This is a genomic window from Bradyrhizobium sp. CCBAU 11434 (assembly GCF_028128895.1).
GTDB lineage: Bacteria > Pseudomonadota > Alphaproteobacteria > Rhizobiales > Xanthobacteraceae > Bradyrhizobium > Bradyrhizobium zhengyangense.
The window spans coordinates 387503-413096 of the sequence record NZ_LBJX01000011.1 but is presented as its reverse complement, the minus strand read 5'-3'; the positions used below and the strand labels follow the sequence as shown (position 1 = coordinate 413096).

Here is a 25594-nt window from a genome sequence, read left to right as displayed (position 1 = left end):
ACGGTTGCCCGCCTTGCAAAGCCCTTCGCGCCGATGTGATCCACGCCCGCCGCCGTCCGGCCCGCGTCGTGACGATCGCGATACGCCCTCTTCCTGGGGCCAGGTTGCGTAACGCATACGCCATTTCCGAATTTCGGCAAAGTGGAATCCTTTTGATGGCGGATATTGCCCCACACCTCGCGTGTTTTGCCCGTCGGGCGACGCGAGGTCTTGTAGCCCGTCCATCGAACCAAAACCGCCTGATGGCGTTAACCCCGGCACCGCCGGGTGACAACCGGACAAAACAGGGAACGATGGACGTGGCGCATTTTTCCGGTTTCTGCCCACGACATCAACGTATCGGTACGCGCTGACATCTAACCTGTTCCCGGCGCGTGCAGCCTTTCCGCCGCACGCGCCAACCAGCCCTCGCTATTGCCTCGCCGTGCCTGCTAGGACAATCACAGCTCTTCGAGGCGGCGCCAGCCATGCAGCACGCGGCGTCCATGCGAAGTGAATGCGAAGCAGCAGCCGCCGCCAGCAAGCTGGTCATGGACGCGATCAATCGCCAAACCGGAGTAATGGCAAAATAAGAGAGTCCCAACGCCACCGTGGCCGACAAAGAGCACGTCGCCAGGCGTGCCGCGAGCCAGCACATGCTCGACCTCGCCGACGATGCGCAGTTGGGCGTCAACCGCGCGTTCCCAGCCACGAATGCTGACGTGGGGTTGCCCGAAAAACTGATTGGCCATCGCCTCGAACTCGTCGGGAACGAGGAAGCCTGTGGCCGATCGATCGTTCTCGTGCATTGCTTCGCGCACCTCCACGTCGATCCCCAGCTTTGCCGCGATGATCTCAGCGGTCTCGATCGCCTTTCGCTCTCCACTGGAGATGACCTGCGTGGTACCTGACAGCGGCCCAGTGGCCATCACGGTTTCCGTACGCGCTCTGCCGACCTCACTCAGGCCCCAACGCGGAACGGGAATCGACGGATCGATATTGACCTGAGGATGGGTCAGATAGCGGACGACATTCGTCATGGGTGAATGATCACCGGGTTTCTGTCGCAACACGCAGGCCAGAGGCATCGAAGACGTGGACATCGGGACTCGCAGCAACGAGTGTCACCGTCTCGCCCGGCGCCGGCGTCTGGCGGCCACGAACCTCCGCAACGAACATCTTGCCGTCGACGCGGCGCAGATAGGCGAAGGAGGCCTCGCCGAGCCGTTCGACCAGCTCGACGATGCCTTCGGCGGTGAAAGCACCGGCTTCTCCCCGGACAAGATGCTCCGGGCGGACGCCGACCGTCAGCCTGTCGCCGACCTTCAGCGATGCCGCTGATATGTCAAGGGTGCGAAATGCGGCACCGGTGACGCGCGCTCGTCCGCCCTCGATGCCTTCGACCTCAGCTTCGAAGAAATTCATCGCAGGCGAGCCTATGAAGCCGGCAACGAACAGATTGGCGGGTTCATAATAGAGGTCGAGTGGCTTGCCGACCTGCTCGATGCAGCCCTTGTTCATCACGACGATGCGGTCGGCAAGCGTCATCGCCTCGACCTGATCGTGCGTGACATAGACGATCGTCGATTTCAGCAGCCTGTGCAAATTCGCGATCTCGACGCGGGTCGAGACACGCAGGGCCGCGTCGAGATTGGAGAGCGGCTCGTCGAACAGGAACACTTCAGGCTCGCGCACGATCGCGCGGCCGATCGCAACCCGCTGACGCTGGCCGCCGGAGAGATCGCGGGGATAGCGCTCGAGCAGCTCCTCGAGCCGCAGCATGCGCGCCGCTTCCGTGACGCGCCGCTCGCGCTCGGTCGGCTGCACGCCAGTGAACTTCAAGCCGAACGTCATGTTCTTGCGCACATTCATGTGCGGATACAGCGCGTAGGACTGGAACACCATCGCGATGCCGCGTTCGGCCGGCGCGAGCGTATTGACAAGCTTGCCGGCGATATGGATGTCCCCGCCCGATGCACCATCGAGCCCGGCAATCATCCGCAGCAGGGTCGACTTGCCGCAGCCCGAGGGACCAACGAGAACGACGAATTCGCCGTCCTCGATGCTCAAATTGACGTCGTTGAGCACCGTCGTCGCGCCATAGCGCTTGTTGAGGTGCTCGATGCTCAGATTGGCCATTCTGACAACCTATTTGACCGCGCCGGAGGTGAGGCCTGCGATGAGTTGGCGCGAGAGGATGACGTAGATCACGACGACCGGCAGGATCGCCATCGACAGTGCGGCGAGCACGGAATTCCAGTCGGTAATGTACTGGCCGAGAAACTGCTGCACGCCGAGCGTCACCGTATGGGTTGAATCGCTCGAGGTCAGGATCAAGGGAAACCAGAGGTCGTTCCAGATCGGCACGATAGTGAAGACAGCGACCGTGGCAATGGCCGGTCGCAGCAGCGGGGCGACCACCTCGAAGAAGATGCGGGTTTCCGGCACGCCGTCGCAGCGCGCGGCGTCGCGCAAATCCTTGGGAATCTGCTGGATGAACTCGCTCAATATGAAGATCGACATCGGCAGGCCCTGCGCGACATAGACCAGGACCAGGGCCGTCAGCGTGTCGTTGAGGCCGGCGGACCGCATCATGTTCAGGATTGCGACGGAGCCAAGCCGGATCGGCACCATGATGCCGATCGACAGGAACAGCGCCAGCGCCGTCGAACCCCGGAAACGGTACTCGGTCAGCGCCCAGGCCGCCATTGCCCCGAACAGCAGGACGAGCGCCATGCTGACGAGAGTCACGATCAGCGAGTTCGAATAGTACAAAAGGATATGCGATGACCGGAACACCTTCTCGTAGCCGATCAGGCTGAAGGTTGATGCGTCCGGCGGCGTCAGCGGACTGCCGAATATGGCGCTGCGCACCTTGAACGAATTCATCACGACGAGCAGGATCGGACCTACCGCCAGAAGGCTATAGGCAATCAGGACGAGATGGACACCGATGCTCCTTGCGCGCTGATCCCTAGTCATGCCTCCCCCTCAGAATGCGTAACGGCGAATGCGCCGCTGCACGAGGAAGAGATAGAGGCAGAGGCCGAGAAGGATGATGAAGAACATCACGGTCGCGACCGCAGCGCCCATCGTCGGATTGCCGAGCTGGAGCTGATTACCGAAGAAGGTGCGGTAGAAAAACGTGCCAAGGATGTCGGTGGCGAAATTCGGCCCCGCAAGCGCGCCCTTGACCGAGTAGATCAGATCGAAAGCGTTGAAATTGGCGACGAAAGTCAGGACCGAGACCAGGCTGATCGTCGGCAGCACGAGCGGCAGCTTGATGTGGAAGAAAATGCGGAACTGTCCGAGCCCATCGACCCGTGCCGCGTCGATTAGCTCTTCGGGGATGTTGAGCAGCGCGGCGTAGATCAACATCATCGGGATGCCGACGAATTGCCAGACTGAAATGAGGGACAGGGTGACGAGCGCGCTCGATTCGAGCCCGAGCCAGGGGGCAAAGAGCGAGCCCAATCCGACCGCCTTCAGGGCGCCGGAGGCCACGCCCCAGAGGGGCGAAAGGATCAGATTCCAGGAGAAGCCGACAATGACAACCGACAACATCGTCGGGAGAAACACCACGGTGCGATAAAAGCCTTTGAGCCTCACATCCGGCAGGCTGAGCAATCCAGCGAGCGCAATACCGACCGGATTCTGCACGCACATATGCACGACGAAGAATATCAGGTTGTTGCCGAGCGCATTCCAGAATGGCTTCGACCAAAGCGCATCGCCGAGCAGCGTTTGGAAATTGGCGAGGCCGACGAAAGATCGGGCTCCGGACGTATCGCTCGTATAAGTCGAGAGCGCCATCGTCGCGACGAGCGGGTAGATCGAAAACAGGGTGTAGATCACGACCGCAGGCCCGAGAAAGAACAGCAGAAGGCCCGCGAGCTTTACGCGGGGCATCTGGGCCGTGACGTGCGAGACCGGTTCAGCCATGACGGGGAAAGAACAAACCTAACATGCGTTATCGCCGCTGTTTGCTGGTGCCATCTCCTGGCGAAGCGTGCAGCAACTATCGACCAAGAACGGTCCCTCTCCCCGCAAAAGCGGGGAGAGGGAGACCTCATATCACTTGGCGGGCTTGTACCACTTGTCGAGACCATCCTGGAGCTGCTTGCCGGCAGCTTCGGGCGTCAGCTTGCCGTTGACCACCTGCGCGGATACGTTCCAGAGTTCGTTTTCGAGATTCGGCGTTCCGCGCGACAGGATCTGATACGAATTGCGGATCGTCGACTTGCAGGTCTGCCGCCATCCGACCATCGTTGCAGCGACGTCGTCCTCGACCTTCACCGGAGTCTTGGCGAGGGGGAAGAAGCCGGGAAGCGCGTTGGCGTAGATCGTTGCGAATTCCGGCGTCGTCAGCCATTCCAGGAATTTCTTGGCATCCTCCTTGTTCTTCGAGGCTGCGTTGATGCCCATCGCGATGTCGGTGTGATCGGAGATATAGCAATCCGTCGTGCCGGCGGGTTGCGGCGGCGGGAAAGCACCCATGGCGAATTTCGCCTGGCCCCTGAACGTCGAGATGTCCCACGAGCCGGCGGCATAGATCGCGCCCTTGCCGAGCGAGAACAGGTTCTGACTGTCGGCGTAGGTCTGCGCCTGGAAGCCCGATCCGAGATAGGGTGCCCAGCTTGCGATCTCCTTGAAGGCCGCGACGTATTGCGGGTCGGTGAGCTTCTCCTTGCCGGCAATCAGATTGGCCCGCCCTGCCTCGCCTTTCCAATAGTCGGGACCGATGTTCTGGAAGCCCATGGTTGCGGCCTCCCACTGGTCGGCCGTGCCCATCACCAGCGGGACATAGGTCCCGTCCTTCTTGAACTTCTCGAGCACGGCGTGCAATTCGTCGAGCGTCTTCGGCTCGGTCACGCCGACCTTGGCGAAGGCTTCCTTGTTGTAGATGAACCCGGCGATGACGGAGGCGATCGGAACACAGAAAGTGGTCTTGCCGTCGTCGGTTTGCCACGCGGCCTTTGCGACATCGGAGAAATTGTCCATGCCCTTGATGGCGTCGACGCTATCGAGCTGATGCTTCTGATAGAGCGCGAGCGAGGCGTCGAACGGACGGCAGGTGATGAGGTCGCCGGCGGTCCCGCCATCGAGCCGCGCATTGAGGGCGGCATTGTATTCCTTGGGCGCCGAGGGCGCGAATTCGATCTTGATGTCGGGATAGTGCTTGTTGAAGGCGGGAATGATCTTGGAGTTCCAGATGTCGGCGTCGTCATTGCGCCAGCTCTCGATCTTCAACGAGCCCGCCTGGGCCGACGCCAGCCCCGCGAGCAACGCCAACGCGGCAACCTCAGCTCCCAATCCGGCCTTGAATGTCCGTCTCATGCTACGCTCCCTTGTTCGGGCCTTCGCCCTTGATTCCGTTACCCCTTGCGCGGCGCAATGCGTCGTCGATGCGGCCTTCAGCAGCGGCGAGCCAATTGACGGCTTCACTCATGCTGGGGATGCCGCACGCAATCAACACCGCCGGCTTGACGTGTCCGTCAGCCTCACGCAACGCCGCTGCCGCTTTGGCATCGCTGACATCAGCAATCGCCGCGACGATCCCGCGCGCCCGCTCGCGCAACTTGGCGTTATCGGCCTTCAGATTGACCATCAGCCCTTGATGGATGTGACCGAGCTCGAGTCCCATCAAAGATGAGAGCATGCCAAGCGCGGCCTTCTGCGCGGCTCCGGCCGCGAGCCGCGTCGAGCCCCGCAGCGCTTCCTCCCCGCTTTCGAGCAGGATCGACGCGTCGGCGCCAACGAGCAATTGCGAGGCGGGACGATGCGCGATGCCAATCACGAAGGCGCCGCGGCGACGCGCCTCTGCGGCCGCGGCCACAGTGAACGGCGTCGAGCCGCTCGCCGATACAGCGATCACGGCGTCGCCGGAGAGATCACCAAGCTCGGCTATCGAACGCTCACCGGCTGCAGCATCGTCCTCGGCCGCGCCGTCGATGCGAAATGGCTCAACGGCTCCGCCAGGCAGGACAATCGCGATACGGCTCTGGTCAAGGCCGAACGTCCCGGGAAGCTCGGCGGCATCTTCGGCCGCCGCAAGGCCCGACGACCCCGCGCCGGCATAGACCAGACGTCCGCCGGCTCGCCAAACGGCGGCGAGCCGAAGTGCCGCCATACGGATATCACTGGAAACAGCCGCGACCGAAGCAATCGCTCGGCGATAGGAGGCGAGCATTGCCTCCGCAAACATCGCCTCATCGGTCGTCACGACGTCGGCGGTGTCGCCGCACCTCTCTCCGACCGTCTCTCCACTCGGCAGTACCAGCATCGTGAATACCAATGGTAGATACCTCTTGTATTCGTTTTAGACACGTGACATACCACTTGTCTAGAGCCGTTAAGAATTTTTTTAGGAGGCCCCTTGGCGACAGCCCGGTTCTTTCTCGGAGTAGACGGCGGCGCCACCCGTTGCCGCGCGAGATTGCGGGACTCGTCCGGCCGCGAACTCGGGCGCGCCGTAGGGCCGGCTTCGAACATCTATCTCGACTTCGACGAGGCGATGCTGGTCGTGCGCGACACCATCGAATCCGCGATCAGCGCCGGCGCACCGCGGCAGGAGATCGCCCTCGGCCTCAGCCTTGCCGGTCTTTCGGACGACAATGAAGCGGAGCGTGTCTCCGCCGCCCTGCCCGGCTTCGGGCGGGTCGTCGCCGTCAATGATGCTGTCGCCGCTTGCGTCGGCGCCAACGGCGTCGGCGATGGCGGCCTGATCATCGCGGGCACGGGCTCGGCGGGCATCGCGCGCGTAGGGACCCGAACGACGATCATCGGCGGACGCGGCTTCTGGCTCGGCGACGACGGATCCGCCGCGCGCCTCGGCGAATCCGCGCTGCGCGCGACGCTGCGTGCGATCGACGGCCTGGAGCCGATGAGCGGACTGGCACAGGCGCTCGGTCGACATTTTGATGACGATCCATTGCGGATGAGCCGCTGGGCAGCGGACGCCAGACCCAGAGACTACGGAGCCTTCGCGCCCCAGATCCTTGACGTCGCAAGGTCCGGAGATATGCGCGCGCGCGAAATCGTCGCGGAAGCAGCGTCCGCGATAGCGGCTCTCGCGAACGCGCTGAACGCGCTCGGCGCCGAGCGCATTGCGCTGGCGGGCGGCTTCGGAGAGCCCTTGCGCCCCTTCCTGCCGCCCGATGTGGCCAAGCGTCTCGCCCAGCCGCGACGCGACGCCGTCGACGGTGCGATCCTTCTTGCCGGCGGAACGCTCGCGGAGGACGCGGCATGTCCATGACGGTCGAGACGGCGCCCGGCCAAAAGCTCTATCGTGCCGTGGTCGATGCGCTTCGGCGCGAGATCGAGACCGGACGCTTCGCGGAGACGCAGCTGCTTCCGGCCGAGCGCGTGTTGTGCGAGCTGCTCGAGGTATCGCGCACGACGCTGCGCAAGGCGATCGCTGATCTGATCGCCGAAGGCGTGCTGTTTCACCGTCACGGCGCCGGCACCTTCATCCATCGTGCAACGCCGCGGGTCGAACAGCCCTCCTCGCGTTTGACGAGCTTCACCGAAGACATGCGGCTGCGCGGATTGGAGGCGAGCTCGCGCGAGCTTGAACGCGGCGTCTTCCTGCCGACGCCGGAAGAGGCGATGATGCTCGGTGTACGGCCGAACGACCGCGTGTTCCGGCTCGGACGCCTGCGCCTGGCCGACGGTTCGCCCATGGCGATCGAACGCGCTGCCGTGCCGATACGCTTTCTTCCTGAGCAGGAATCGGTCGGCGATTCGCTCTACGAGGCGCTCTCCGCAAGGGGCTTCAGACCAACCCGGGGCCTGCAGCGCTTGCGTGCGACCCTCCTCGATCATGCGGATGCCGAACTGCTTGGCGTCGCGCCTGACAGCCCCGCGCTCTACATCCAGCGCATCGCCTACCTCGCCGACGGGTCCTGCGTCGAGTTCACGAAGTCCTGGTACCGCGCCGACGCCTATGACTTCGTCTCCGAACTCACGCTGTCGCCCCCGGCCCGAAAGACGCAGCGATGACGACCCACATGCTTCAGGAGATCGGCGAGGCGGGTGAAGCGGCTGCGCGCCAGCTTGGTCAGAATGCTGATCGGCTTGCTGAAGTCGGCGCCCGTCTGCGCGCGCTCGATCCGCCGCTCGTTGCAACCATCGGCCGCGGCTCGTCGGATTGCTGCGCGCTCTATCTGAAATATCTCGTCGAGATTCTATCGGGGGTGCCTTGCGCCTCGATCGGCCCCTCCATTGCGACGCTTTACCGGACGCCGATGCGGCTCAAAGGCAGCGTTTCCGTCGCGATCTCGCAATCGGGGCGCAGCCCTGACATTGTGGAAATGCAGCGCGCCGCGCGCAGCGGCGGTGCGCTGGCCCTCGCATTGGTCAATGACGTCGCCTCGCCACTCGCGCAAGAGGCTGAAATCCTGCTGCCGCTCTGCGCCGGGACGGAACGTTCCGTCGCCGCGACCAAGTCGATGGTGGCCGGTCTTGTCGCCGGGGCAAGCCTCGTCGCCGCCTGGCGCGAGGATCGGCAGCTCGCAGACGCCCTCGCCGGCCTCCCGGACGTCCTGCGCGCCCAGGCAACGCCGCCGCCCGCGGCGATGCTGGACAGACTTGCAAATGCCCGCAGCGCTTTCGTGCTCGGTCGCGGCGCGACGCTTGCGATCGCCGCGGAAGCGGCGCTCAAGCTCAAGGAAACGTGCGCGATTCACGCCGAGGCCTACTCCGCGGCCGAGGTGTTGCACGGCCCGGCCGAACTCGTTGCTTCGGGCTTCCCTATCATCGCCTTCCTGCCGTCCGATCCGGCGCGCGAAGGCATGCTGCCGGCGCTCGCGGCGCTGGCCGACGCCGGCGCGACGGTAATCGCAATCGAAGCCGGCGGCGACGATGAGCCGGATCGACTCGCGACCGCACGAGTCGAGGCGCCCCTGTTGGAGCCCATCGTCATGATCCACCGCTTCTACCGGCTTGCCGAAGCGCTCGCGCTCCGGCTCGGGCGCGATCCCGACCGCCCGCGCAATCTGCGCAAGGTAACGGAGACCGTCTGATGATCGTTCTGTCCGGCGCGCGGATCTTCGATGGCGAACGCTTTCTCGATGACCATGCGGTCGTCGTCGACGGCGCGCGCATTGCCGCAATCGTTCCCCACTCGCAGAGACCTGACGGCGCCGTGCGGGATCTCGGCGGCGGCCTGCTTGCGCCCGGCTATGTCGACGTTCAGGTCAATGGCGGCGGCGGCGTCCTGTTCAACGAGGACCCGACGCCCGAAGGCATCGCCCGCATCGCGGCCGCGCACCGTGACCATGGGACCATCGGGCTGCTGCCGACGCTGGTGACCGACACGCCGCAGGTGATGGCCACCGCGATCGCAGCGACGCGCGAGGCGCGGCGTCTGACCCCTGCGGCACTTGGCATTCACCTGGAAGGCCCTTTCCTGGATCCGCGCCGCAGGGGCGCGCATGAACTCAACTACATCCGCAATCTCGAACCCGACGACATCGCGACAATCGCCAAGGCGGAATGTGGCGCGATCATGCTGACGCTCGCGCCCAACCGGGTCGGAGCCGAGAGCATCGCCGAGCTCACGCGGCAGGGCGTGCTTGTCTCGCTGGGCCATTCCGACGCAACCTACCAGGAGGCGCGCCGGGCCGTGGAAGCAGGCGCGCGCGCATTCACCCATTTGTTCAACGCGATGAGCCCGCCGACGGGACGCGAGCCGGGCATGGTCGGTGCCGCACTCGATCTGGACGATGTGTTCGTCGGCCTCATCGCCGACGGTCATCACGTCCACGAGGCGAATTTGCGCGTTGCGCTGGCCGCCAAGCGGCACGATCGTTTCATGCTGATTACCGACGCGATGCCGCCGGCGGCCGGCGGCCCCGATCATTTCGATCTTCAGGGCCGGCGCGTGACGTCCGTTGACGGTTGCCTGCGGCTCGACGACGGGACGCTCGCCGGCTCGGTTCTGACCATGGATGAGGCGGTGCGCTATGCCGTCAACGTCCTCAGGCTTCCGCTCGCCAATGCCCTCGCAATGGCGTCGCGCATTCCGGCGACGTTTCTCCGGCGCGATACTGACCTCGGCCGTATCGCACCAGGCTATCTCGCCAGCCTCGTGCATCTCGACGACGAGCTGCGCGTGCAGGAAACCTGGATCGAGGGCTGCCCCCTTAACACCTGATTGAAGGACGCGATCGAGCCATGTCCTCGCTCTCCGTTTCGTCCCCACAGAAGATCCGCGTTCTCGTGGTTGGCCTCGGCACCATGGGAACAAGCCATGCCCGCGCCTACAGATCGATCGAGGGTTTCGAGCTCGTTGGTCTTTGCACCTCTCGCGCGGCCGATCGCGACGATCTCGAGGCCGAGTTTCCTGCTCTTCCGCGCTTCGAAAGCTACGAGGAGGCGCTCACAAATTTGCGTCCCGATGCGGTCGCGATCTGCACTTACACCGAGCATCACGCCGCCATGGCGTTGCGGGCTTTCGCCGCCGGCGCGCATGTTTTCTGCGAAAAGCCGCTGGCCGATACGCTGGATGCCGCGCGGCACGTCGTGAGCGCTGCACACGCGGCCGGAAAGGCGCTGCTGGTCGGCTATATCCTGCGCGTCCATCCCGCATGGTCGCGGTTCGTCGAAATCGGGCGAACGCTCGGAAAACCGCTCGTGATGCGCATGAATCTCAACCAGCAGTCTGCGGGCTCCTTCTGGGAGGTGCACAAGAGACTCATGCGGTCGACCTCACCGATCGTCGATTGCGGCGTCCATTACGTCGACATCATGTGCCAGGTGACGCGAGCCCGCCCCGTCGCGGTTCACGCAGTCGGGGCGCGACTGACGAGCGAGATCGCGCCGGCCATGTACAATTACGGCCATCTCCACATCATGTTCGACGACGGCTCGGTCGGCTGGTACGAGGTCGGCTGGGGTCCGATGATGAGCGAGACCGCCCATTTCGTGAAAGACATGATCGGCCCTGATGGCAGCGTGTCGATCGTCGCGAAAGAGAGCGGCGATGCGGGCGCCGGTTCGGCGGAACATGACTCGCATACACGCACCAACGCGCTTCGCGTCCATCACGCGGCGCGTGACAGCGAAGACCGCTTTGCCAAGCCGGACGAAATAATCTCGACCGCCGATGAGCCCGGCCATCAGGAACTCTGCGAACGCGAGCAGCTGATGTTTCTGAGTGCGATCCGTGGCGAAATCGATCTGTCCGAGCATCACGAGGACGCGATCAACTCGCTCCGCATCGTCTTTGCCGCCGACGAGAGCGTTCGAACGGGGGAAGTCGTACGCCTGTAGATCCACACCGATCGAACGCTTGCGACCTCTAGCCGTCAACGATGGCCACCGCCCGCGTCCAGCCCGCGGATGCCCGCTCGATCTTCACCGGGAAGCACGACACCATGAAGCCGGTCGAGGGCAGAAGCTCGAGATTGTGCAGCTTCTCGATGTGGCAATAGCCGATGTGGCGTCCGGCCTTGTGACCCTCCCAGATCAAACTGGCATCCCTGGTCTCGGCATATTTCTTCGCGGTGTAGACAAAGGGCGCGTCCCAGCTCCAGCCATCGATCCCGGTCAGCCGCACGCCGCGTTCGAGCAGATACATGGTCGCCTCATAGCCCATCCCGCAGCCCGAGGTGACGTAGTCCTGCCGCCCGTATTTGGCGCCGGCGCTGGTATTGACGACGACGATCTCTAGCGGCGACAGCGTATGCCCGATCCGCTTCAGCTCCGCCTCGACATCGCCTGCAGTCGCCACATATCCGTCGGGCAAATGGCGGAAGTCGAGCTTCACGCCGGGCTGGAAGCACCATTCCAGCGGCACCTCGTCGATCGTCCAGGCGCGCTCGCCACGGTTCATCGTGGGATGGAAGTGCCAGGGAGCATCGAGATGGGTGCCGTTATGGGTGGACAGATTGACCATTTCCACCGCCCAGCCCTGACCGTCGGGCAGATCCTCCGCCTTCAGCCCATCGAAGAACTGGAGCATGCGCGGCAGGCCCTGTTGATGATCGATGTATTGAATGGTCGGGTGGTTGCCCGGCGGATCGGCCGGCACGTCGTTTTGCAGCGGTACGGAGATATCGATCAGTTTGCGCGCCATGGTGTTTCCTCGTTGATTTTTTCTGTCCGTTGCGAGCTCAGGCGTCCTGCCGCTCGACCCTGTTCCTCAAGACGCCGATCTTCTCGACTTCGAGCTCGACGGTGTCGCCATGCTCGAGATACCAGCCGAGCTCGAGTCCACAGCCATTGCCCACCGTGCCTGAACCGATGAATTCACCCGGCATCAGCGTCTCGTCCTGCGTGACATGGGCGATGATCTCTTCGAACGAGAACAGCATCCCGTCTGAGACGCCGGTTGAACGGGTCTCGCCGTTGACACGCGCTTCCATCTTCAACTTGTAGGGATCGCCGATCTCATCCGGCGTCACGATCCACGGCCCCATCACATTGCCACCATCGAAGCTCTTGCCCTTGGCGGGGCCAAGCCGTCCTTCCATCTCGATGCGCTGCGCGTCGCGCGCCGAGAAATCGTTGAAGATGGTGTAGCCGAAGATGTGATCCCTCGCCTTCGCCGCAGGGATATTCGCGCCCCTGTTCTTGGTGATGATGCCGAATTCGAGCTCGTAGTCCATCACCTTGCTATAGCGCGGCCATTTGACGGTGGTGTTGGTGCCGCGAACGCTGAAGCGGTTGGTGATGTAGAAGATCGGTTGCTTGCGATAGACCTCGGGCAATTCGCCGAGCGGCTCGGCGTCGACCCGCGCCAGCTCCTCCATGTCGCCTTTGGCGCGCGCCGCGAGCTTGCGCTGCCCGCGCGGCGCCTGGAGGATGTGCAGCGGGAACGACATGCCGTCGCGCATCTGCCGGGGCTCCGGCACCGGCGCGAGGATGTCCACCGCTGATGTCGCCGAGGACAGCGCCGGATCCGCGCCGTGCTTCTCGAACAGCGCCGCCGCCTGCTCCAGCGCGCCGGGCCCCGCGTCGATCAGCGCCAGCATCGAGGCGAAGGCCGGATGATCCTGACCATCGCGCGCAGCGGACGCGGCGATGTCGAATATCCGACCGTCCTTGGAATGCACGATGCCGATCTTGTCCTGACCAGCCGACCTGAATGTAGCGAGTTTCACCTTGGACACCCCTTGCTCTGATTGAAAATATATGATCGAATAAAATATCGATAATCAAGATAAAAAAATGCGCCTTGGGAGGATAGTTTGAAGAGGCAGTTGGCAAGATTGGCGATCACGCTCGGAATTTCGCTTCAGATGGCTTGCGCATTGGCGGGCTCGGCGGCGGCACAAGCGAAAATCCAGATCGGTTGCACGGCCACCTCCGACTGTGCGTCCGCCATGGTCGCGGTCGACGAAGGCATTTTCAAAAAGCACGGGCTCGACGTCGAGATGACGCCGATCGCCATCAACTCGAACATCCCTGCCGCGATCCTGTCGAACTCCATCCAGATTGGCGGGCCGACCTCGACCGTCTTCCTCCAGGCGGTTGACGGCGGCCTCGATCTGGTCGGCATCGCAGGCGCCTCCGTGATGAACACGACGTCGAACAACGCCATCACGGCTTTCGTCCGGAACGGCATCACCATCAACGAGCCCAAGGATTTCGTTGGCAAGAAAGTCGGCGCACCGGGACTGAACGCCTTCCTGCATGTGCTGTTCGTGAAGTGGCTGGTGGAGAAAGGCGTCGATCCCAAGAGCGTCAAGTTCGTCGAGGTGACCTTCCCGACGATGGCCGACATCATCAAGTCCGGCGGCGTCGATGCCGTTCTCACCGCCGAGCCATTTGTCACCCGCATGACCAATGCGGGCCTCGGCTCGGTCGGCGCACGCTACGCCGTCGAGCTCGCCCGCACCGACCCGATCATCTTCTACGCGGCCTCGCGCGAATGGGCGGAGAAGAACGCCGCGACCGTGACCAAGTTTCGCGATGCGATCGCGGAAGCGGCCGTGATCGTAAACTCCGACCGCGAGAAGGCCTCCGCTTCGATCGCAAAGTTCACCAAACAGCCGCTCGATCTCGTCAAGGCGACGCCTCCGAACCGGTCCGAGCCGCGCCTGAAGCCGGAGAACCTCATTTGGTGGATCGAGGTGATGTCGTCGCAGAAGATGCTGCAATCAAAGCTCGATACAAGCAAACTGGTGCTGAACTGAGGACCCCTGCGATGCCGGCTTCCGAACGCCCTGTCGAACGTCCGAACGGCGAAGCCGGCACCTTGAGCGAGCGCGCGGCTACCCTCCTCGAGCAAGACATTCTCGCCGGACGCCTGGCGCCGGGGTCGCGGCTTGGCATCGTCGATCTCGTGCAGCGCTATGAAATCGGCGCCACGCCGCTCCGCGAGGGTCTATCGCGCCTGATGTCACGCGGATTGATCGTAGGCATCGGCCAACGTGGCTTTCGCGTCGCCGACGTCAGCCGCGAAGACCTGGCCGACATCACCTGCATGCGCACCGCCGTCGAGAAGGAGGCAATCCGGCTGGCCATCATCCATGGGGATGACGCATGGGAGGCCGGCATCGTCAGCGCGCTGCACCAGATGCGTCGCCACATCGAGCGCACCGGCAACGAATTCCGCGAGGGTGCCGCCGATTTCGACCGCCTGCACAAGGGCTTTCACACCGCCCTCCTCGCGGCTTGCGGTTCGGGGCGGATGCTCGGCGCGCATTCCGACCTCTACGACCAGGCTTATCGCTACCGCCGCGTGATGATGAGCGGAATTGACAGCGGTGCGGACTTCATCCGTAGCCATCAAATGCTTGCCGACCGCGTGCTGGCGCGAGACGTGCCAGGTGCACAAAAGATGCTGGAAGCACACCTACACTCGACCATCAACTTCGTCTATCCGCCCGCCAGCGAGAGCAACCGATGATCCTTCTTGCAAGACTTGACGACGCAAAGGCGGCGCGGCAGCAAAAGCCATTGATCAGCTTCAATGGCGCAACGCTCCGGCTTGGCGGCAAGACCATTATCGAAAATCTCGATCTCACGGTGCGTCCCGGCGAATTCCTCTGCATTGTCGGTGCCTCCGGTTGCGGCAAGACCACTGCATTGCGGCTCGCGGCGGGCCTCTATCGTCCGACGGGCGGCGCCGTCACCTTCGATGGCCGGCCGATGCTCGAACCGCGCCGCGAGGTCGCGATCGTATTCCAGGACTACGGCAAGGCGCTGCTGCCCTGGCGAACCGCAGCCGGCAACATCTCGCTTGCGCTGGAGGCCTCTAGGATTCCCGCGCGCGAGCGACCCGACCGGATCGCGGCGTTGCTGCGCAAGGTCGGCCTGCCCACCCATGCCGAGAAATATCCGGCGGAAATGTCCGGCGGCATGCAGCAGCGACTGCAGATCGCGCGCTGTCTCGCACAGGAGCCGACCACGCTGTTGATGGACGAGCCGTTCGGCGCGCTGGATGCGATGACGCGGCAAGGTCTGCAAGACGAGGTGCTGTCGTTGACGTCGGCGAGCAACACGACCGTCATCTTCGTGACCCACGATCTCGACGAGGCGATCTATCTCGGCGACCGGGTCATCGGCCTGCTGCCGCATCCGGGGCGGATCGGAATCGAGCTGGACGTGAACCTGTCGCGCCCGCGCGACCAGCTTGCCACCCGCGAGCACCCGGAATTCCTGCGGCTGCGCCGGCAACTCTTCGACTTCATCAAGGCGACCGAACATTGAGCCTCGCGCGCACCAAGCCGCTGTTGCTGCCGCTGGCGGCACTTCTCGCCTTCGAGCTCTGGATCCGCCTTGCCCATTTGCAGAGCGACAGCTTGGCGCCTCCGAGTGCGGTCCTCGCCGCTCTGGTCGCAGCACTCGCCGACCTCACGATCCCGATTGCCACCCGTGACACTCTGCTGGCGGCGTTTGCGGGGCTCGCGATCGGCAGCATCATCGGGCTCGGGCTCGGGATCGCTTTCGGCGTTTCGAGCATGCTCGATCGTCTCATGGAAGTGACCGTCGAGGCGATCCGGCCGATTCCGTCGATCGCGCTGCTGCCGATCGCACTGATCGCGCTCGGCTTCGGCTATCGCATGGAGATCGTGATTGTCACCTTTGCCTGCGTCTGGCCGATGTTGATCCTGAGCCGCACCGCCGTCCGCGGCATCGAGCCACGGTTGATGGAAGTGTCACGCGCGCTGCGCCTGACGCCGGTGCAGCGGACCATCAAGATCATCATTCCGGCCGCGCTGCCGCGGATCTTCGTCGCGTTCCGGCTGTCCGCCGGTATTGCACTGATCGTCGCGGTGACGGTCGAGATCGCGATCAATCCGCTCGGCCTCGGCGCCGGCATCATGCTGGCCCAGCAGGCGCTGCGACCCGATTTGATGCTCGCTTATCTCGTCTGGATTGGTACCATTGGCTATGGACTCAACCTCGCTTTGATCGTCGTCCAGCACCGCTTGTTCGGCCGTGCAGCGACCGCCGGAGCCGGGTCATGAGCGCCACCGCAATGATCTGGCGCATGGCAAGCTTTGCGGTCGCCGCCGGCTTTGTCGGTCTTTGGCAGCTCATCGCCAATCTCAAGCTGGTCTCGCCTGTGTTTCTGCCCGGCCCGGACCGCGCCTGGACCGCGCTAGTACGTGGCTTTGCGAGCGGCGATCTCGCAAGCAAGCTCGTCGGCACGCTGGAGCACATGGCCTATGGCTGGCTCGCCGCCTCGATCGCGGGCATCGCGCTCGGCGCTCTGATCGGATCGTCTCGCCTGATGCGCACCTACATCGCGCCATCGCTGGAATTTCTGCGCCCGCTGCCGGTCTCCGCGATCATCCCCGTCGCGATCGCGCTGTTCGGCCTGACGGAGGGCATGGCCCTGTTCGTGATCGCCTTCGGTGCGATCTGGCCAATCATGCTTGCGACCATTCACGGTTTTGCCGCCGTCGAGCCGCGCCTCTACGAAGTCGCGCGCGCGTTGCAGATGTCGCGGCCCGCGGTCGTCTTCAAGATCGCGTTGCCGTCAGCCCTGCCCGACATCCTCGCCGGCATGCGGCTGAGCCTCACCGTCGCGCTGATCCTCTCGGTGGTGTGCGAGGTGCTGGCCGGGCTCGACGGCCTCGGCCATTGGGTGTTGCTGTCAGCGCGCGCATTCCGCTCGGCTGATCTTTTTGCCGGCGTGATCCTGCTCGGGGCAATGGGCTATGTGACGTCGGTTGCCATGTCCCTGGCTGAGCGCAGGCTCTTGGCCTGGCAGTCGATGCGCTGATCAGCGCGAGACGACGGCGGTCGCTTCGATCTCGAGGCGCGCCGAGGGCTCGACGAGACGCACGACCTGCACCAGCGCCATGCTTGGATAGTGGGTGCCGATCACCTCGCGATAGGCCTTCCCAAGCGCCTTCAGATTCGTGACGTACTCGTCCATGTCGACGACGTACCAGGTCAGGCGCACGAGATGGTGTGGCTGCGCGCCACCCTCGGCCAGGATCGCGACGATGTTTTCGAGCGTCTGGCGAACCTGCGCGACGAACCCGTCGGCAAACCGCCCCGCGACATCCCAACCGACGACACCACCCGTCACGACAAGGCGTCCCTCGGCCATGATGCCGTTGGCATATCCCTTCGGTTGCGGCCAGCCGCTGGGCTGGAGCACTTGCAGACCGGTCGCGACAGCTTCCGGTTTTCTCATCGTACTCATGCGGAACTCTCTATCTTCTCAGCGCGGCTTCAACAGCTCGCGAGCGACAATCAGCTTCTGGACCTCGGTCGCGCCCTCGTAGATGCGCAGCGCCCGGATTTCGCGGTAGAGGCTTTCGACGACCTCTCCTTTGCGCACGCCGCGACCGCCGAACATCTGGACAGCGCGATCGATGACGCGCTGCGCGGTCTCGGTCGCGGTCAGCTTCGCCATGGCGGCTTCGCGCGTCGTCGGAAGTTTCTGGACGTCGCGGCGCCAGGCCCCGCGGTAGGTCAGCAGTGCGGCGGCATCGGTGTCGGTTGCCATGTCGCCGAGCGCGGCCTGGGTCAGCTGGAGATCCCCCAAGGTCGCACCGAACATGTGCCGGCTGCGCGCGTGCCACAGGGCTTCGTCGAGCGCCCGCCGGGCGAAACCGAGAGCCGCGGCCGCGACCGAGGCGCGGAAAATATCCAGCGTCTGCATCGCAAGCTTGAACCCGCCGCCGGGCGCGCCGAGCCGACGGCTCGCCGGAATCCGGCAATTGGTGAAGCGCAGCGTGGCCAAAGGATGCGGCGCGATGACATCGATGCGCTCGGCGATGCCGAAGCCGGGATCGTCGGGAAAGACGACGAAGGCCGAGATGCCGCGGGCGCCCGGCGCCTCGCCGGTTCGGGCAAACAGCGTGTAGACGTCGGCAATGCCGCCGTTGGAGATCCAGGTCTTCTCGCCGTCGATGACATAATCGTCGCCGTCGGCGCGCGCGGTGCAGGACATCGCCGCGACGTCAGACCCCGCCTCCTTCTCGGACAGCGCGAAGGCCGCGAGCCATTCGCCGGAGCGAACTTTTGGCAGCACTTGCTTGCGCAGCTCAACTGAGCCGCCGAGCGCAATCGCGCCGGAGCCGAGCCCCTGCATGGCGAAGGCGAAATCGGCAAGGCCATCGGCATAGGCGAGCGACTCGCGCGACAGGCAGATTGAACGCGAATCGATCGTGGTCGCATCGCCATCGGGTGGCGCGACCGCGCAATCGAGCAGCCCCGCCTCGCCCATCGCGCGCACGAGGCTGCGGCAGGCGCCGTCGACATCATCGTGGTCGACCGTGTCGAGCGCCCCCGATTGCACGAAGCGATCGAGCTTCTCGCCGATCGTGTGGTGGCGCTGTTCGAAGAACGGCCAGTCCAGCCAGTCGCGCCTGATGACCTTCGCAACGGAGCTCATTTGTCATCTCCTCCGTTCACGGGGCGGCCGCCGCGGCGGCGCGTGCCAGGTTGGTTTCGTACTGCCCCTTGGCGGACAGATATTGCTTCGGCCAGCTCACCGCGGTGATGCCGATACGCGCGGCTTCGTGCAGCGTCCAGGCCGGATCGGCAAGATGCGGCCGCGCAATCGCGCAGAGATCGGCACGGCCGGCAGCTAGGATCGAGTTGGCGTGATCGGCCTCGGAGATCGCACCGACGGCGATCGTCTCGATGCCGACCTCGTTGCGGATCAGATCGGCGAAGGGCGTCTGGAACAGGCGTCCATAGATCGGCCGCTCCTCCTTCCAGACCTGCCCCGAGGAACAATCGATCACGTCCACCCCCGCTTCCTTGAACATCGCGGCGAAGATCGCCGCGTCGGCCGGAATGTTGCCGCCGTCGGTCCAGTCATGGCACGACAGACGCACCGACATCGGCCGATCGGAGGGCCACGCCGCGCGCATGGCCTTGAACACCTCCAGTGGAAAGCGCGCCCGGTTCTCGTGACTGCCGCCGTAGTCGTCCGTGCGGCGGTTGGTCAGCGGCGAGAGGAAGCTCGACAGCAGATAGCCGTGGGCGCAATGCAGCTCGAGCCACTCGACGCCGGCGGCAGCGGCACGATGTGTCGCTGCGACAAAATCGTCGCGCACACGGTCCATGTCGCTGCGGTCCATCGCCCGCGGCAACTGGCTGTTGGGCAGATACGGCAAGGCCGAGGCCGACATCAGGGGCCAATCTCCTGATGCCAGCGGCTGATCGATTCCTTCCCACGGCACTCGGGTCGCGCCCTTGCGCCCGGCATGGCCGAGCTGAATCCCGACCTTCGCATGTCCAACACTGTGGACGAGCTCAACCAGGCGGCGCCATTGCTCAGCCTGCGCATCGTTCCAGAGCCCGAGACATCCCGGCGTGATCCGCGCATCCGGCGAGACGCAGGTCATCTCGGCAAAGATCAGCGCCGCGCCGCCCATGGCGCGCGCGCCGAGATGGGCGATGTGGAAGTCGTTGATGAGCCCGTCCTGCGCCGAATACATCGCCATCGGCGAGACCATGATGCGGTTCGCCAGCGACAGGCCGCGCACGCGGTGCGGCGTCAGCATCGGCGGCGGCACCCGTTCGCCGTCCTTGAGTGCGATCCCTGCGCGCGCAGCAAACCAGCGCTCAAAGCCTTCCAGCCAGGTGCGGTCGCGCAGACGCAGGTTTTCGTGGCTGATGCGCTGCGAGCGCGTCAGCATCGAATAGAAGAATTGCGGCGGCTCGAGCGTGTCGGCATAGCGCCGGCCGACCACCTCGAACCATTCCATGGCGTTGCGCGCAGCATTCTGGATGCGCGCGACATCGACGCGGCGCACCTCTTCATAGGCCTCCAGAACAGTCGGGATGCCCTCGCGACCCTGACCATGGCGGTCGAACTGATTGGCGAGCTCGATGGCGTCGTCGAGCGCGAGCTTGGTGCCCGAGCCGATGGCAAAATGCGCGGTGTGCGCGGCATCGCCCATCAGAACGACATGCGACTTGCCATTGAAGACGCTCCATTTGCCGCAGATCAGGCGGCTGAAATTCAGCCAGGCCGAGCCGCGCAGATGGCGTGCGTTGGTCAGGAGTTTTGCACCGTCGAGCGTCCCGGCGAAGATCTTCTCACAGAACTCGATCGACCCCTGCTGATCGAGTTCGCCAAGCCCGTGGGCGTTGTAGGTCTCTTCCGTGGTCTCGACGATGAAGGTCGAGGTCTCCGCATCGAACTTGTAGATGTGCGCCTGGAACCAGCCATGCTCGGTCCTCTGGAAATCGAACGTGAAGGCGTCGAACGCCTTCTTGGTGCCGAGCCAGATGAAGCGGTTCGGCCGGATCACCATGTCTGGCTGGAATTGCTCGGCATAGCGGGCACGAATCCTGGAATTGACGCCGTCACAGGCAACGATCAAATCGGCGTCAGGAAATTCGAGATCGGACTCGACCTCGCGCTCGAACACGAGCTCGACACCCAGCGCCTCACAGCGCCTCTGGAGAATGTTGAGCAGGTGCTTGCGGCCAATGCCGATGAAGCCATGGCCACTGGTACGCTGGCGAGTCCCCTTGAAGACCAGCTCGATGTCGTCCCAGTGATTGAAGGCATCCTCGATCTCGGCGGCGCTCTCGGGATCGGCAACGCGCATCGCCAACATCATGGCGTCGGAGAACACGACCCCCCAGCCGAACGTGTCGTAGGGCTTGTTGCGCTCGACGACCGTGATGACGTGCTCTGGATGCCGACGCTTCATCAGCAGGCCCAGATAAAGGCCGGCCGGGCCGCCGCCGATACAGACTATGCGCATGATCCCTCGCTTTCGCGCGTCGCGCCGTGTGTCGAGCTCTCACTCAAATTATTTTAAGCATAAAGTATTTCGTCGGCGCGTGCATTGTCAAGGCGGTTCTGCGATGACCCGACGCGGCAGCTCAAAGCCGCAGCAGCGGCGCCGATTCCGAGACCCTCGGGCTCCGCCTTGAATTTACTTTTGGCACGAACTATCTTGCCCATGTCCATGAGAGCTGCTCCAGCTTTCAAATGGCCACGAAGCCCGGGAGATTCGATTGGCACTCGCGAAGGAGCCCACGCCTGTTTCGGCCAAGAATGGGGCGGATCAGGAAGCCGAGTACAGGGCTCAAACGCGAGTTTGGCTCCGGCTGCTCGCCTGCACGACTCTGATCGAGGGCGAGCTGCGGCGCCGGTTTCGCGAAGAGTTCGATTTCACGATGCCGCGCTTCGATGTTCTCGCCCAACTCGACCGTGAGCCGAGCGGGCTTGTGCTGGGAGAGCTGCCCAAGCGCCTGATGGTCTCGGCCGGGAACCTGACGCCGATCGTGGACCGACTGGTCGCGGATGGATACATCACCCGCACGCCGTCAAACCTCGACCGCCGCGTACAGATTGTCTGCATGACGGTCGAAGGCCGCAAGACCTTCAGGCGAATGGCCAAGAGCCACGGCGCATGGCTTGCCGAACTGCTGGCGGATTTCCCGGCGGACCGGTTCGACGGATTGATCGGCGAGCTCGACGAGCTCAAGAGCGCCGTCAGGGACGCGCTACAGAAGCCCTGAGCCGGCCGATGCTCAACGCCGCAACTTCACGCCGGCCGCCTCGCGATCCCATGTATCCGCGGTGACGCCCTCATCGCGCAGCACGCCCTTCTTGATCTTGCCGTTTTCCGTCAGCGGCAGCTGGCTCAGAATGCGCACATAGCGCGGGATGGCGAAATAGGCGATATGGCCTTCGCAGTGCCTGACAATATCGACGGGCTCCAGCGATCGGCCCGGCTCGAGCAGGATCGCCGCCGCAACTTCGTCCTCTCCCAATTCCGACGGCAGCGGGTAGATCGCGCAAGCGGCGACCGCGGGATGGGACTGGATGGTCTGCTCGACCTCCCATGAAGATACGTTCTCGCCACGCCTGCGGATCGAATCCTTCATGCGATCGATGAAGCGATAGTGTCCGTCAGCATCCCGGACCACCCGATCGCCAGAGTGGAACCACAGGTTGCGCCAGGCCTCGACCGTCTTCTCCGGCATGCCGAAATAGCCGGTGGCGAAAGCAAAGGGCTCGCTGGCGCGAAGCACGAGCTCGCCGGCCTCGCCATCAGGAAGTGCGGAATCATTCTCGTCGACGATCCGCGCTTCGATGCCGTCGGCCAGATAGCCCATCGTCCCCGGACGATCGGACGGGATGGTGCCGGCGAACACGAAATTAGTCTCGGTCGACCCGTAGCCGTCGACCAGCGGCACGCCAAACCGCTGCAGGAACGGAGCGTGGATCTGCGGCGGCACGCCGCCGCCAAGCGCGACACGAAGCCGATGCGTCTTGTCGTTCGTCGTCTCCGGCTGCGCCAGAAGCATCGATGCCATCGCACCGAGTAGATAGCCGACCGTTGCCTTATGCCGTTGCGCGGCGGTCCAGAAGCCAGAGGCGGAGAATTTCGGCTCCAGCACGTAGGTGCAGCCGTTCAGCAGCGCCTGATAGAACGCGTTCAGCGCGTTGGTGTGGAACAAGGGCAGTGTCGTGAACAGCACATCGCCTTCGCGGATGCCCAGCGCCCGCGCCGAATAGATGCCCCACCAGAACAATTGCGCCTGCGGACAGCACACCCCCTTTGCCGGCCCCGTAGTGCCTGACGTGTAGAGGATCGCAACGGTGTCGCCGGGACGCACGGCGCCGGCCGGCGCGGAAGCGCCAAACGCCGGCAACGGCACCGCGGACAGCCTGGCATCGAATGCTTCGTCGGCTGCTCCGATGATCCAGGTTCGGGGCGGCAGCTCGACACCGGCCTCGACGCTGTCGATCGCGCCAGCGAACTGAGCCTCAACGACAAGAAGCGCGGGACGCGAGTTGCGGAAGATGTGGGAGAGCTGGAAGCCACGCAGCGCCGTGTTGATCGGGACCGCGATGGCGCCGAGCCAGGCACAGCCGAGATAGACCTGCAAGAACTCCGGACGGTTCGAGCACATCAACGCGACCCGATCGCCCGGCTTGATGCCGGCATCGACAAGCGCCTGGGCCGAGGCAGCCGCGATCGCCGCGGCCTGCGCAAAGGTCCAGCGCGTCTCGCCCGCGACCAGCAGGACGCGGTCGCCATAGCGCTCGGCCTGTCGCGTGAGGATGGTGGACAGAATCCGGTCCGACGGCGGAAACAACGTTACCACGCGCGCCCAGGCCGGCGTGGGACTACCGTCCCCGACCGCGCCACCGCTCTGCGCATGCACGCTGCCCTCCATCGCTCTTGCCTCGCTCAGGGCAACAGCTTGTATTTGCCGTCCTCGATCCGGACCATGATGCGCGAGCGGTCGTCGACGCCATGTCGATCCGCCGGCGTATAGGTGTAAACGCCCTGGGTCCCCACAACCTCCTTGGTGGCGAACAGCGCCCGGCGAAGCGCGATACGGAATTCCGGCGAGCCGGGCTTGGCGCCTGATGCCATCGCACGCTTGGCGGCATCGGCGAGCACCAGCCAGCCGTCGAAGGAGTAGGACGAAAACGAATCCGTCGGCGCCTCGCCGTTCGCCTTCTCGAAGGCCGCGCGGAAATCCAGCGCCACCTTCTGGATCGGATTGCTGGCCGGAAGCTGCTCCGCCGCGGTCACGGGTCCGGTCGGGCAGATGATGCCGTTGGCCGCCTTGCCGGCGAGGCGCAGGAAGTCGGCGCTGATCATGCCGTGATTGCCGTAGAGGGGCCCCTTGTAGCCGCGCTCGGACAGCGCGATCACCGGCAGCGCACCGGGCGTTCCCGTTCCACCCAGCATGATCGCATCGGGATGCGCGGCGACGACGCGTAGCACCTGCGCTGTGACGGAAGAGTCCGAGCGCGCGAAGCGCTCATTGGCAATGATCTTGATGTCGACCGTCTTCGCACTTTGTTCGAGCGCGTTGTACATGAGGTCGCCGAACGCATCGGAGAACCCGATGAAGGCAACGGTCTTCAGACCTTTCGCCTTCATATTGTCAACGATCCCTTGCACCAGCAGCGGCGTCGGTTGGGGCGTCTGGACGACCCATGGGCCACCATCGCCTGATGGCACCGGCGCGATCGGCGACACTGCGATCATCGGAATCTTCATCTCGATCGCCGCCGTCGCCATCGCGAGCGTCTGGGGTGCGCCGGACGTGCCCATCAGGACATCGACTTTCTCCTGCTCGACCAGCTTGCGCGCATTGCGAGCGGACGCGGTTGGATCAGAGCCATCATCCAGCTGGATGACCCGGACCTTCTCGCCGCCGATCTCGCCGAGATAGGCTTGGCCCGCCGCAATCCCCTTCGCGTTGGGAATTCCAATCGACGACACCGGCCCGCTGAGGCCGGTGACGAATCCGACGAGAATCTCGGCCTGCGCTGCTTGCGGGATGGCAAGCAGCACTGCAGCGGAAGCGAGCAAACTCTTGATCAAGTTCATGGCACCTGTCTTTCGTGAGAATTTCTTGTTCTGATTGGCAAGTGCCATGAATAGGGCTCAGGTCGACGCAACCAGCGCGATGACGCGAAGCGGACTGCCGGAGCCGTTCTGAATCTTAAGTGGCGAGGCCACAATGACGGCGCCGGTGGGTGGCAACTGATCCAGGTTGCACAGGCATTGCAGACCATAGCGCCCTGCGCCGTGCAGGAAGTGATGCGCCGGATAAGGCGGATCGAAATGCCCGGCCTGCCCCGCATCGGTTCCGATGGTCTCGGTGCCAAACCCGATGACGCCGCGCTCCTCCACCAGCCATTTCATCACGGCCGGATTCGGGCCCGGCGTATGCGCGCCGTCATCCCTGAGATTCGCGTAGTCGCGCCACCCCTTCTTCGACCAATCGGTGCGCAACAGAACCCAGTGACGAGCGGGGATCCGTCCGTGCTTCGTCTCCCATGCTTCGACGAGCGGGACGGTCAGGACGAAGTCCGGATCCTGCGCGGCCTGTGCTGAGCAATCGATGACGCAAGCCGGCGCGATCATGTCTTTCGGCGGCATCGTGTCGACGGCATTGTTTGGCAGATCCTTGCCGGTGAACCAATGAATCGGCGCGTCGAAATGCGTGCCGGTGTGCTCGCCGAAGGTGACGTTGTTCCAGTACCAGGCCGGACCGCGACCGTCATATCGCGAGATTTCCTGGATACGGACAGGAGCTGCCTGACCGAATTCGGGCGGAAGGACGATGACCGGAAAATCCGGACTGAGCGTAAAGGTCAGGTCGACGACGCGCACAGCGCCGGAAGAAATCGCACTCGCCAGCTCCAGGAGATTCTTGCTTTGCATTGTCACGTCCTCCAGCTTGGTTGAATTGC

26 protein-coding genes are annotated in these 25594 nt (G+C 64.1%); 11 read left to right on the top strand and 15 right to left on the bottom strand.

Translation table 11 applies throughout. The features are described from left to right. Positions 1 to 440 precede the first annotated feature (440 nt). From XI06_RS09410 to XI06_RS09385, 6 genes are all read right to left on the bottom strand, one after another. A complete protein-coding gene (locus XI06_RS09410; protein WP_237858925.1) occupies positions 441 to 1019 on the bottom strand; it encodes a histidine phosphatase family protein in 579 nt (192 codons plus the stop codon). 10 nt (positions 1020 to 1029) lie between these two features. After that, complete coding sequence (locus XI06_RS09405; RefSeq protein ID WP_271605129.1) at positions 1030 to 2118, bottom strand: ABC transporter ATP-binding protein; 1089 nt, start codon at positions 2116 to 2118, stop codon at positions 1030 to 1032. A 9-nt stretch (positions 2119 to 2127) separates the two neighbouring features. Then, positions 2128 to 2961 carry a carbohydrate ABC transporter permease gene (locus XI06_RS09400; protein WP_237858929.1) on the bottom strand — a complete coding sequence of 278 codons (834 nt, stop codon included), beginning with the start codon at positions 2959 to 2961 and terminating at the stop codon, positions 2128 to 2130. 9 nt (positions 2962 to 2970) lie between these two features. Next, entirely contained in the window at positions 2971 to 3888 is a 918-nt protein-coding gene (locus tag XI06_RS09395; RefSeq protein ID WP_271605446.1) for a carbohydrate ABC transporter permease, read from the bottom strand. 165 nt (positions 3889 to 4053) lie between these two features. Continuing rightward, positions 4054 to 5316, bottom strand: a complete 1263-nt coding sequence (locus XI06_RS09390) for an ABC transporter substrate-binding protein (RefSeq protein WP_237858931.1) — start codon at positions 5314 to 5316, stop codon at positions 4054 to 4056. A 1-nt stretch (position 5317) separates the two neighbouring features. Continuing rightward, the gene (locus XI06_RS09385; protein WP_271605128.1) at positions 5318 to 6262 is read right to left on the bottom strand and encodes an N-acetylmuramic acid 6-phosphate etherase; all 945 of its coding nucleotides are present in this window, start codon (positions 6260 to 6262) and stop codon (positions 5318 to 5320) included. A 93-nt stretch (positions 6263 to 6355) separates the two neighbouring features. Between XI06_RS09385 and XI06_RS09380 the strand changes: the two genes are divergently transcribed. Genes XI06_RS09380 through XI06_RS09360 form a run of 5 tightly spaced genes read left to right on the top strand, consistent with a single transcriptional unit; the run spans position 6356 to position 11253 of the window. Next, the gene (locus tag XI06_RS09380; protein ID WP_237858935.1) at positions 6356 to 7234 is read left to right on the top strand and encodes a BadF/BadG/BcrA/BcrD ATPase family protein; all 879 of its coding nucleotides are present in this window, start codon (positions 6356 to 6358) and stop codon (positions 7232 to 7234) included. Then, positions 7225 to 7980 carry a GntR family transcriptional regulator gene (locus XI06_RS09375; RefSeq protein WP_237858937.1) on the top strand — a complete coding sequence of 252 codons (756 nt, stop codon included), beginning with the start codon at positions 7225 to 7227 and terminating at the stop codon, positions 7978 to 7980. Before XI06_RS09380 ends, XI06_RS09375 begins: the two co-directional genes overlap by 10 nt. Next, on the top strand, positions 7977 to 9002 hold the full coding sequence (locus XI06_RS09370) for an SIS domain-containing protein (RefSeq protein ID WP_271605127.1): 1026 nt from the start codon (positions 7977 to 7979) through the stop codon (positions 9000 to 9002). The genes XI06_RS09375 and XI06_RS09370 overlap by 4 nt, the downstream gene beginning before the upstream one ends. After that, complete coding sequence (gene nagA, locus XI06_RS09365; protein ID WP_271605126.1) at positions 9002 to 10135, top strand: N-acetylglucosamine-6-phosphate deacetylase; 1134 nt, start codon at positions 9002 to 9004, stop codon at positions 10133 to 10135. Before XI06_RS09370 ends, nagA begins: the two co-directional genes overlap by 1 nt. Before the next feature lie 20 nt (positions 10136 to 10155). After that, positions 10156 to 11253: a Gfo/Idh/MocA family protein gene (locus XI06_RS09360; protein WP_237858943.1), complete on the top strand. Its 1098-nt coding sequence runs from the start codon at positions 10156 to 10158 to the stop codon at positions 11251 to 11253. A 28-nt stretch (positions 11254 to 11281) separates the two neighbouring features. Here XI06_RS09360 and XI06_RS09355 read toward each other — a convergent pair whose 3' ends face one another. Together XI06_RS09355 and XI06_RS09350 are read right to left on the bottom strand one after the other, a co-directional pair. Beyond that, positions 11282 to 12058 (bottom strand): cyclase family protein, encoded by a 777-nt coding sequence (locus tag XI06_RS09355; protein ID WP_237858945.1) that lies wholly within the window; start codon positions 12056 to 12058, stop codon positions 11282 to 11284. Between the two features lie 37 nt (positions 12059 to 12095). Then, positions 12096 to 13085 carry a fumarylacetoacetate hydrolase family protein gene (locus XI06_RS09350; protein ID WP_271605445.1) on the bottom strand — a complete coding sequence of 330 codons (990 nt, stop codon included), beginning with the start codon at positions 13083 to 13085 and terminating at the stop codon, positions 12096 to 12098. A 138-nt stretch (positions 13086 to 13223) separates the two neighbouring features. Between XI06_RS09350 and XI06_RS09345 the strand changes: the two genes are divergently transcribed. Genes XI06_RS09345 through XI06_RS09325 form a run of 5 tightly spaced genes read left to right on the top strand, consistent with a single transcriptional unit; the run spans position 13224 to position 17161 of the window. Then, entirely contained in the window at positions 13224 to 14120 is an 897-nt protein-coding gene (locus XI06_RS09345; protein WP_333909318.1) for an ABC transporter substrate-binding protein, read from the top strand. Positions 14121 to 14131: 11 nt separating this feature from the next. Beyond that, on the top strand, positions 14132 to 14836 hold the full coding sequence (locus XI06_RS09340; RefSeq protein WP_237858948.1) for a GntR family transcriptional regulator: 705 nt from the start codon (positions 14132 to 14134) through the stop codon (positions 14834 to 14836). Beyond that, positions 14833 to 15639: an ABC transporter ATP-binding protein gene (locus XI06_RS09335; RefSeq protein ID WP_271605124.1), complete on the top strand. Its 807-nt coding sequence runs from the start codon at positions 14833 to 14835 to the stop codon at positions 15637 to 15639. Before XI06_RS09340 ends, XI06_RS09335 begins: the two co-directional genes overlap by 4 nt. Next, entirely contained in the window at positions 15636 to 16400 is a 765-nt protein-coding gene (locus XI06_RS09330; RefSeq protein WP_271605123.1) for an ABC transporter permease, read from the top strand. The genes XI06_RS09335 and XI06_RS09330 overlap by 4 nt, the downstream gene beginning before the upstream one ends. Beyond that, positions 16397 to 17161 carry an ABC transporter permease gene (locus tag XI06_RS09325; RefSeq protein ID WP_237858951.1) on the top strand — a complete coding sequence of 255 codons (765 nt, stop codon included), beginning with the start codon at positions 16397 to 16399 and terminating at the stop codon, positions 17159 to 17161. Before XI06_RS09330 ends, XI06_RS09325 begins: the two co-directional genes overlap by 4 nt. Here the strand turns inward: XI06_RS09325 and XI06_RS09320 are convergent, their stop codons facing one another. From XI06_RS09320 to XI06_RS09305, 4 genes are read right to left on the bottom strand one after another with little or no spacing between them, the layout of a single operon-like run. Next, positions 17162 to 17590 carry a RidA family protein gene (locus XI06_RS09320; protein ID WP_271605122.1) on the bottom strand — a complete coding sequence of 143 codons (429 nt, stop codon included), beginning with the start codon at positions 17588 to 17590 and terminating at the stop codon, positions 17162 to 17164. Between the two features lie 18 nt (positions 17591 to 17608). Further along, positions 17609 to 18787: an acyl-CoA dehydrogenase family protein gene (locus XI06_RS09315; RefSeq protein ID WP_271605121.1), complete on the bottom strand. Its 1179-nt coding sequence runs from the start codon at positions 18785 to 18787 to the stop codon at positions 17609 to 17611. A 16-nt stretch (positions 18788 to 18803) separates the two neighbouring features. Further along, complete coding sequence (locus XI06_RS09310; RefSeq protein WP_271605120.1) at positions 18804 to 21122, bottom strand: bifunctional salicylyl-CoA 5-hydroxylase/oxidoreductase; 2319 nt, start codon at positions 21120 to 21122, stop codon at positions 18804 to 18806. Positions 21123 to 21175: 53 nt separating this feature from the next. Beyond that, positions 21176 to 21331, bottom strand: coding sequence for a hypothetical protein (locus XI06_RS09305; RefSeq protein ID WP_271605119.1), 156 nt, complete (start codon positions 21329 to 21331; stop codon positions 21176 to 21178). Positions 21332 to 21378: 47 nt separating this feature from the next. Between XI06_RS09305 and XI06_RS09300 the strand changes: the two genes are divergently transcribed. Next, entirely contained in the window at positions 21379 to 21885 is a 507-nt protein-coding gene (locus XI06_RS09300; RefSeq protein WP_237858955.1) for a MarR family winged helix-turn-helix transcriptional regulator, read from the top strand. A gap of 12 nt (positions 21886 to 21897) precedes the next feature. Here XI06_RS09300 and XI06_RS09295 read toward each other — a convergent pair whose 3' ends face one another. Genes XI06_RS09295 through XI06_RS09285 form a run of 3 tightly spaced genes read right to left on the bottom strand, consistent with a single transcriptional unit; the run spans position 21898 to position 25565 of the window. Continuing rightward, positions 21898 to 23553, bottom strand: a complete 1656-nt coding sequence (locus XI06_RS09295; RefSeq protein WP_442869416.1) for an ATP-dependent acyl-CoA ligase — start codon at positions 23551 to 23553, stop codon at positions 21898 to 21900. A gap of 14 nt (positions 23554 to 23567) precedes the next feature. Further along, positions 23568 to 24725 carry an ABC transporter substrate-binding protein gene (locus XI06_RS09290; protein WP_271605117.1) on the bottom strand — a complete coding sequence of 386 codons (1158 nt, stop codon included), beginning with the start codon at positions 24723 to 24725 and terminating at the stop codon, positions 23568 to 23570. 57 nt (positions 24726 to 24782) lie between these two features. Beyond that, positions 24783 to 25565 (bottom strand): cyclase family protein, encoded by a 783-nt coding sequence (locus tag XI06_RS09285; RefSeq protein ID WP_271605116.1) that lies wholly within the window; start codon positions 25563 to 25565, stop codon positions 24783 to 24785. Positions 25566 to 25594: the final 29 nt, after the last annotated feature.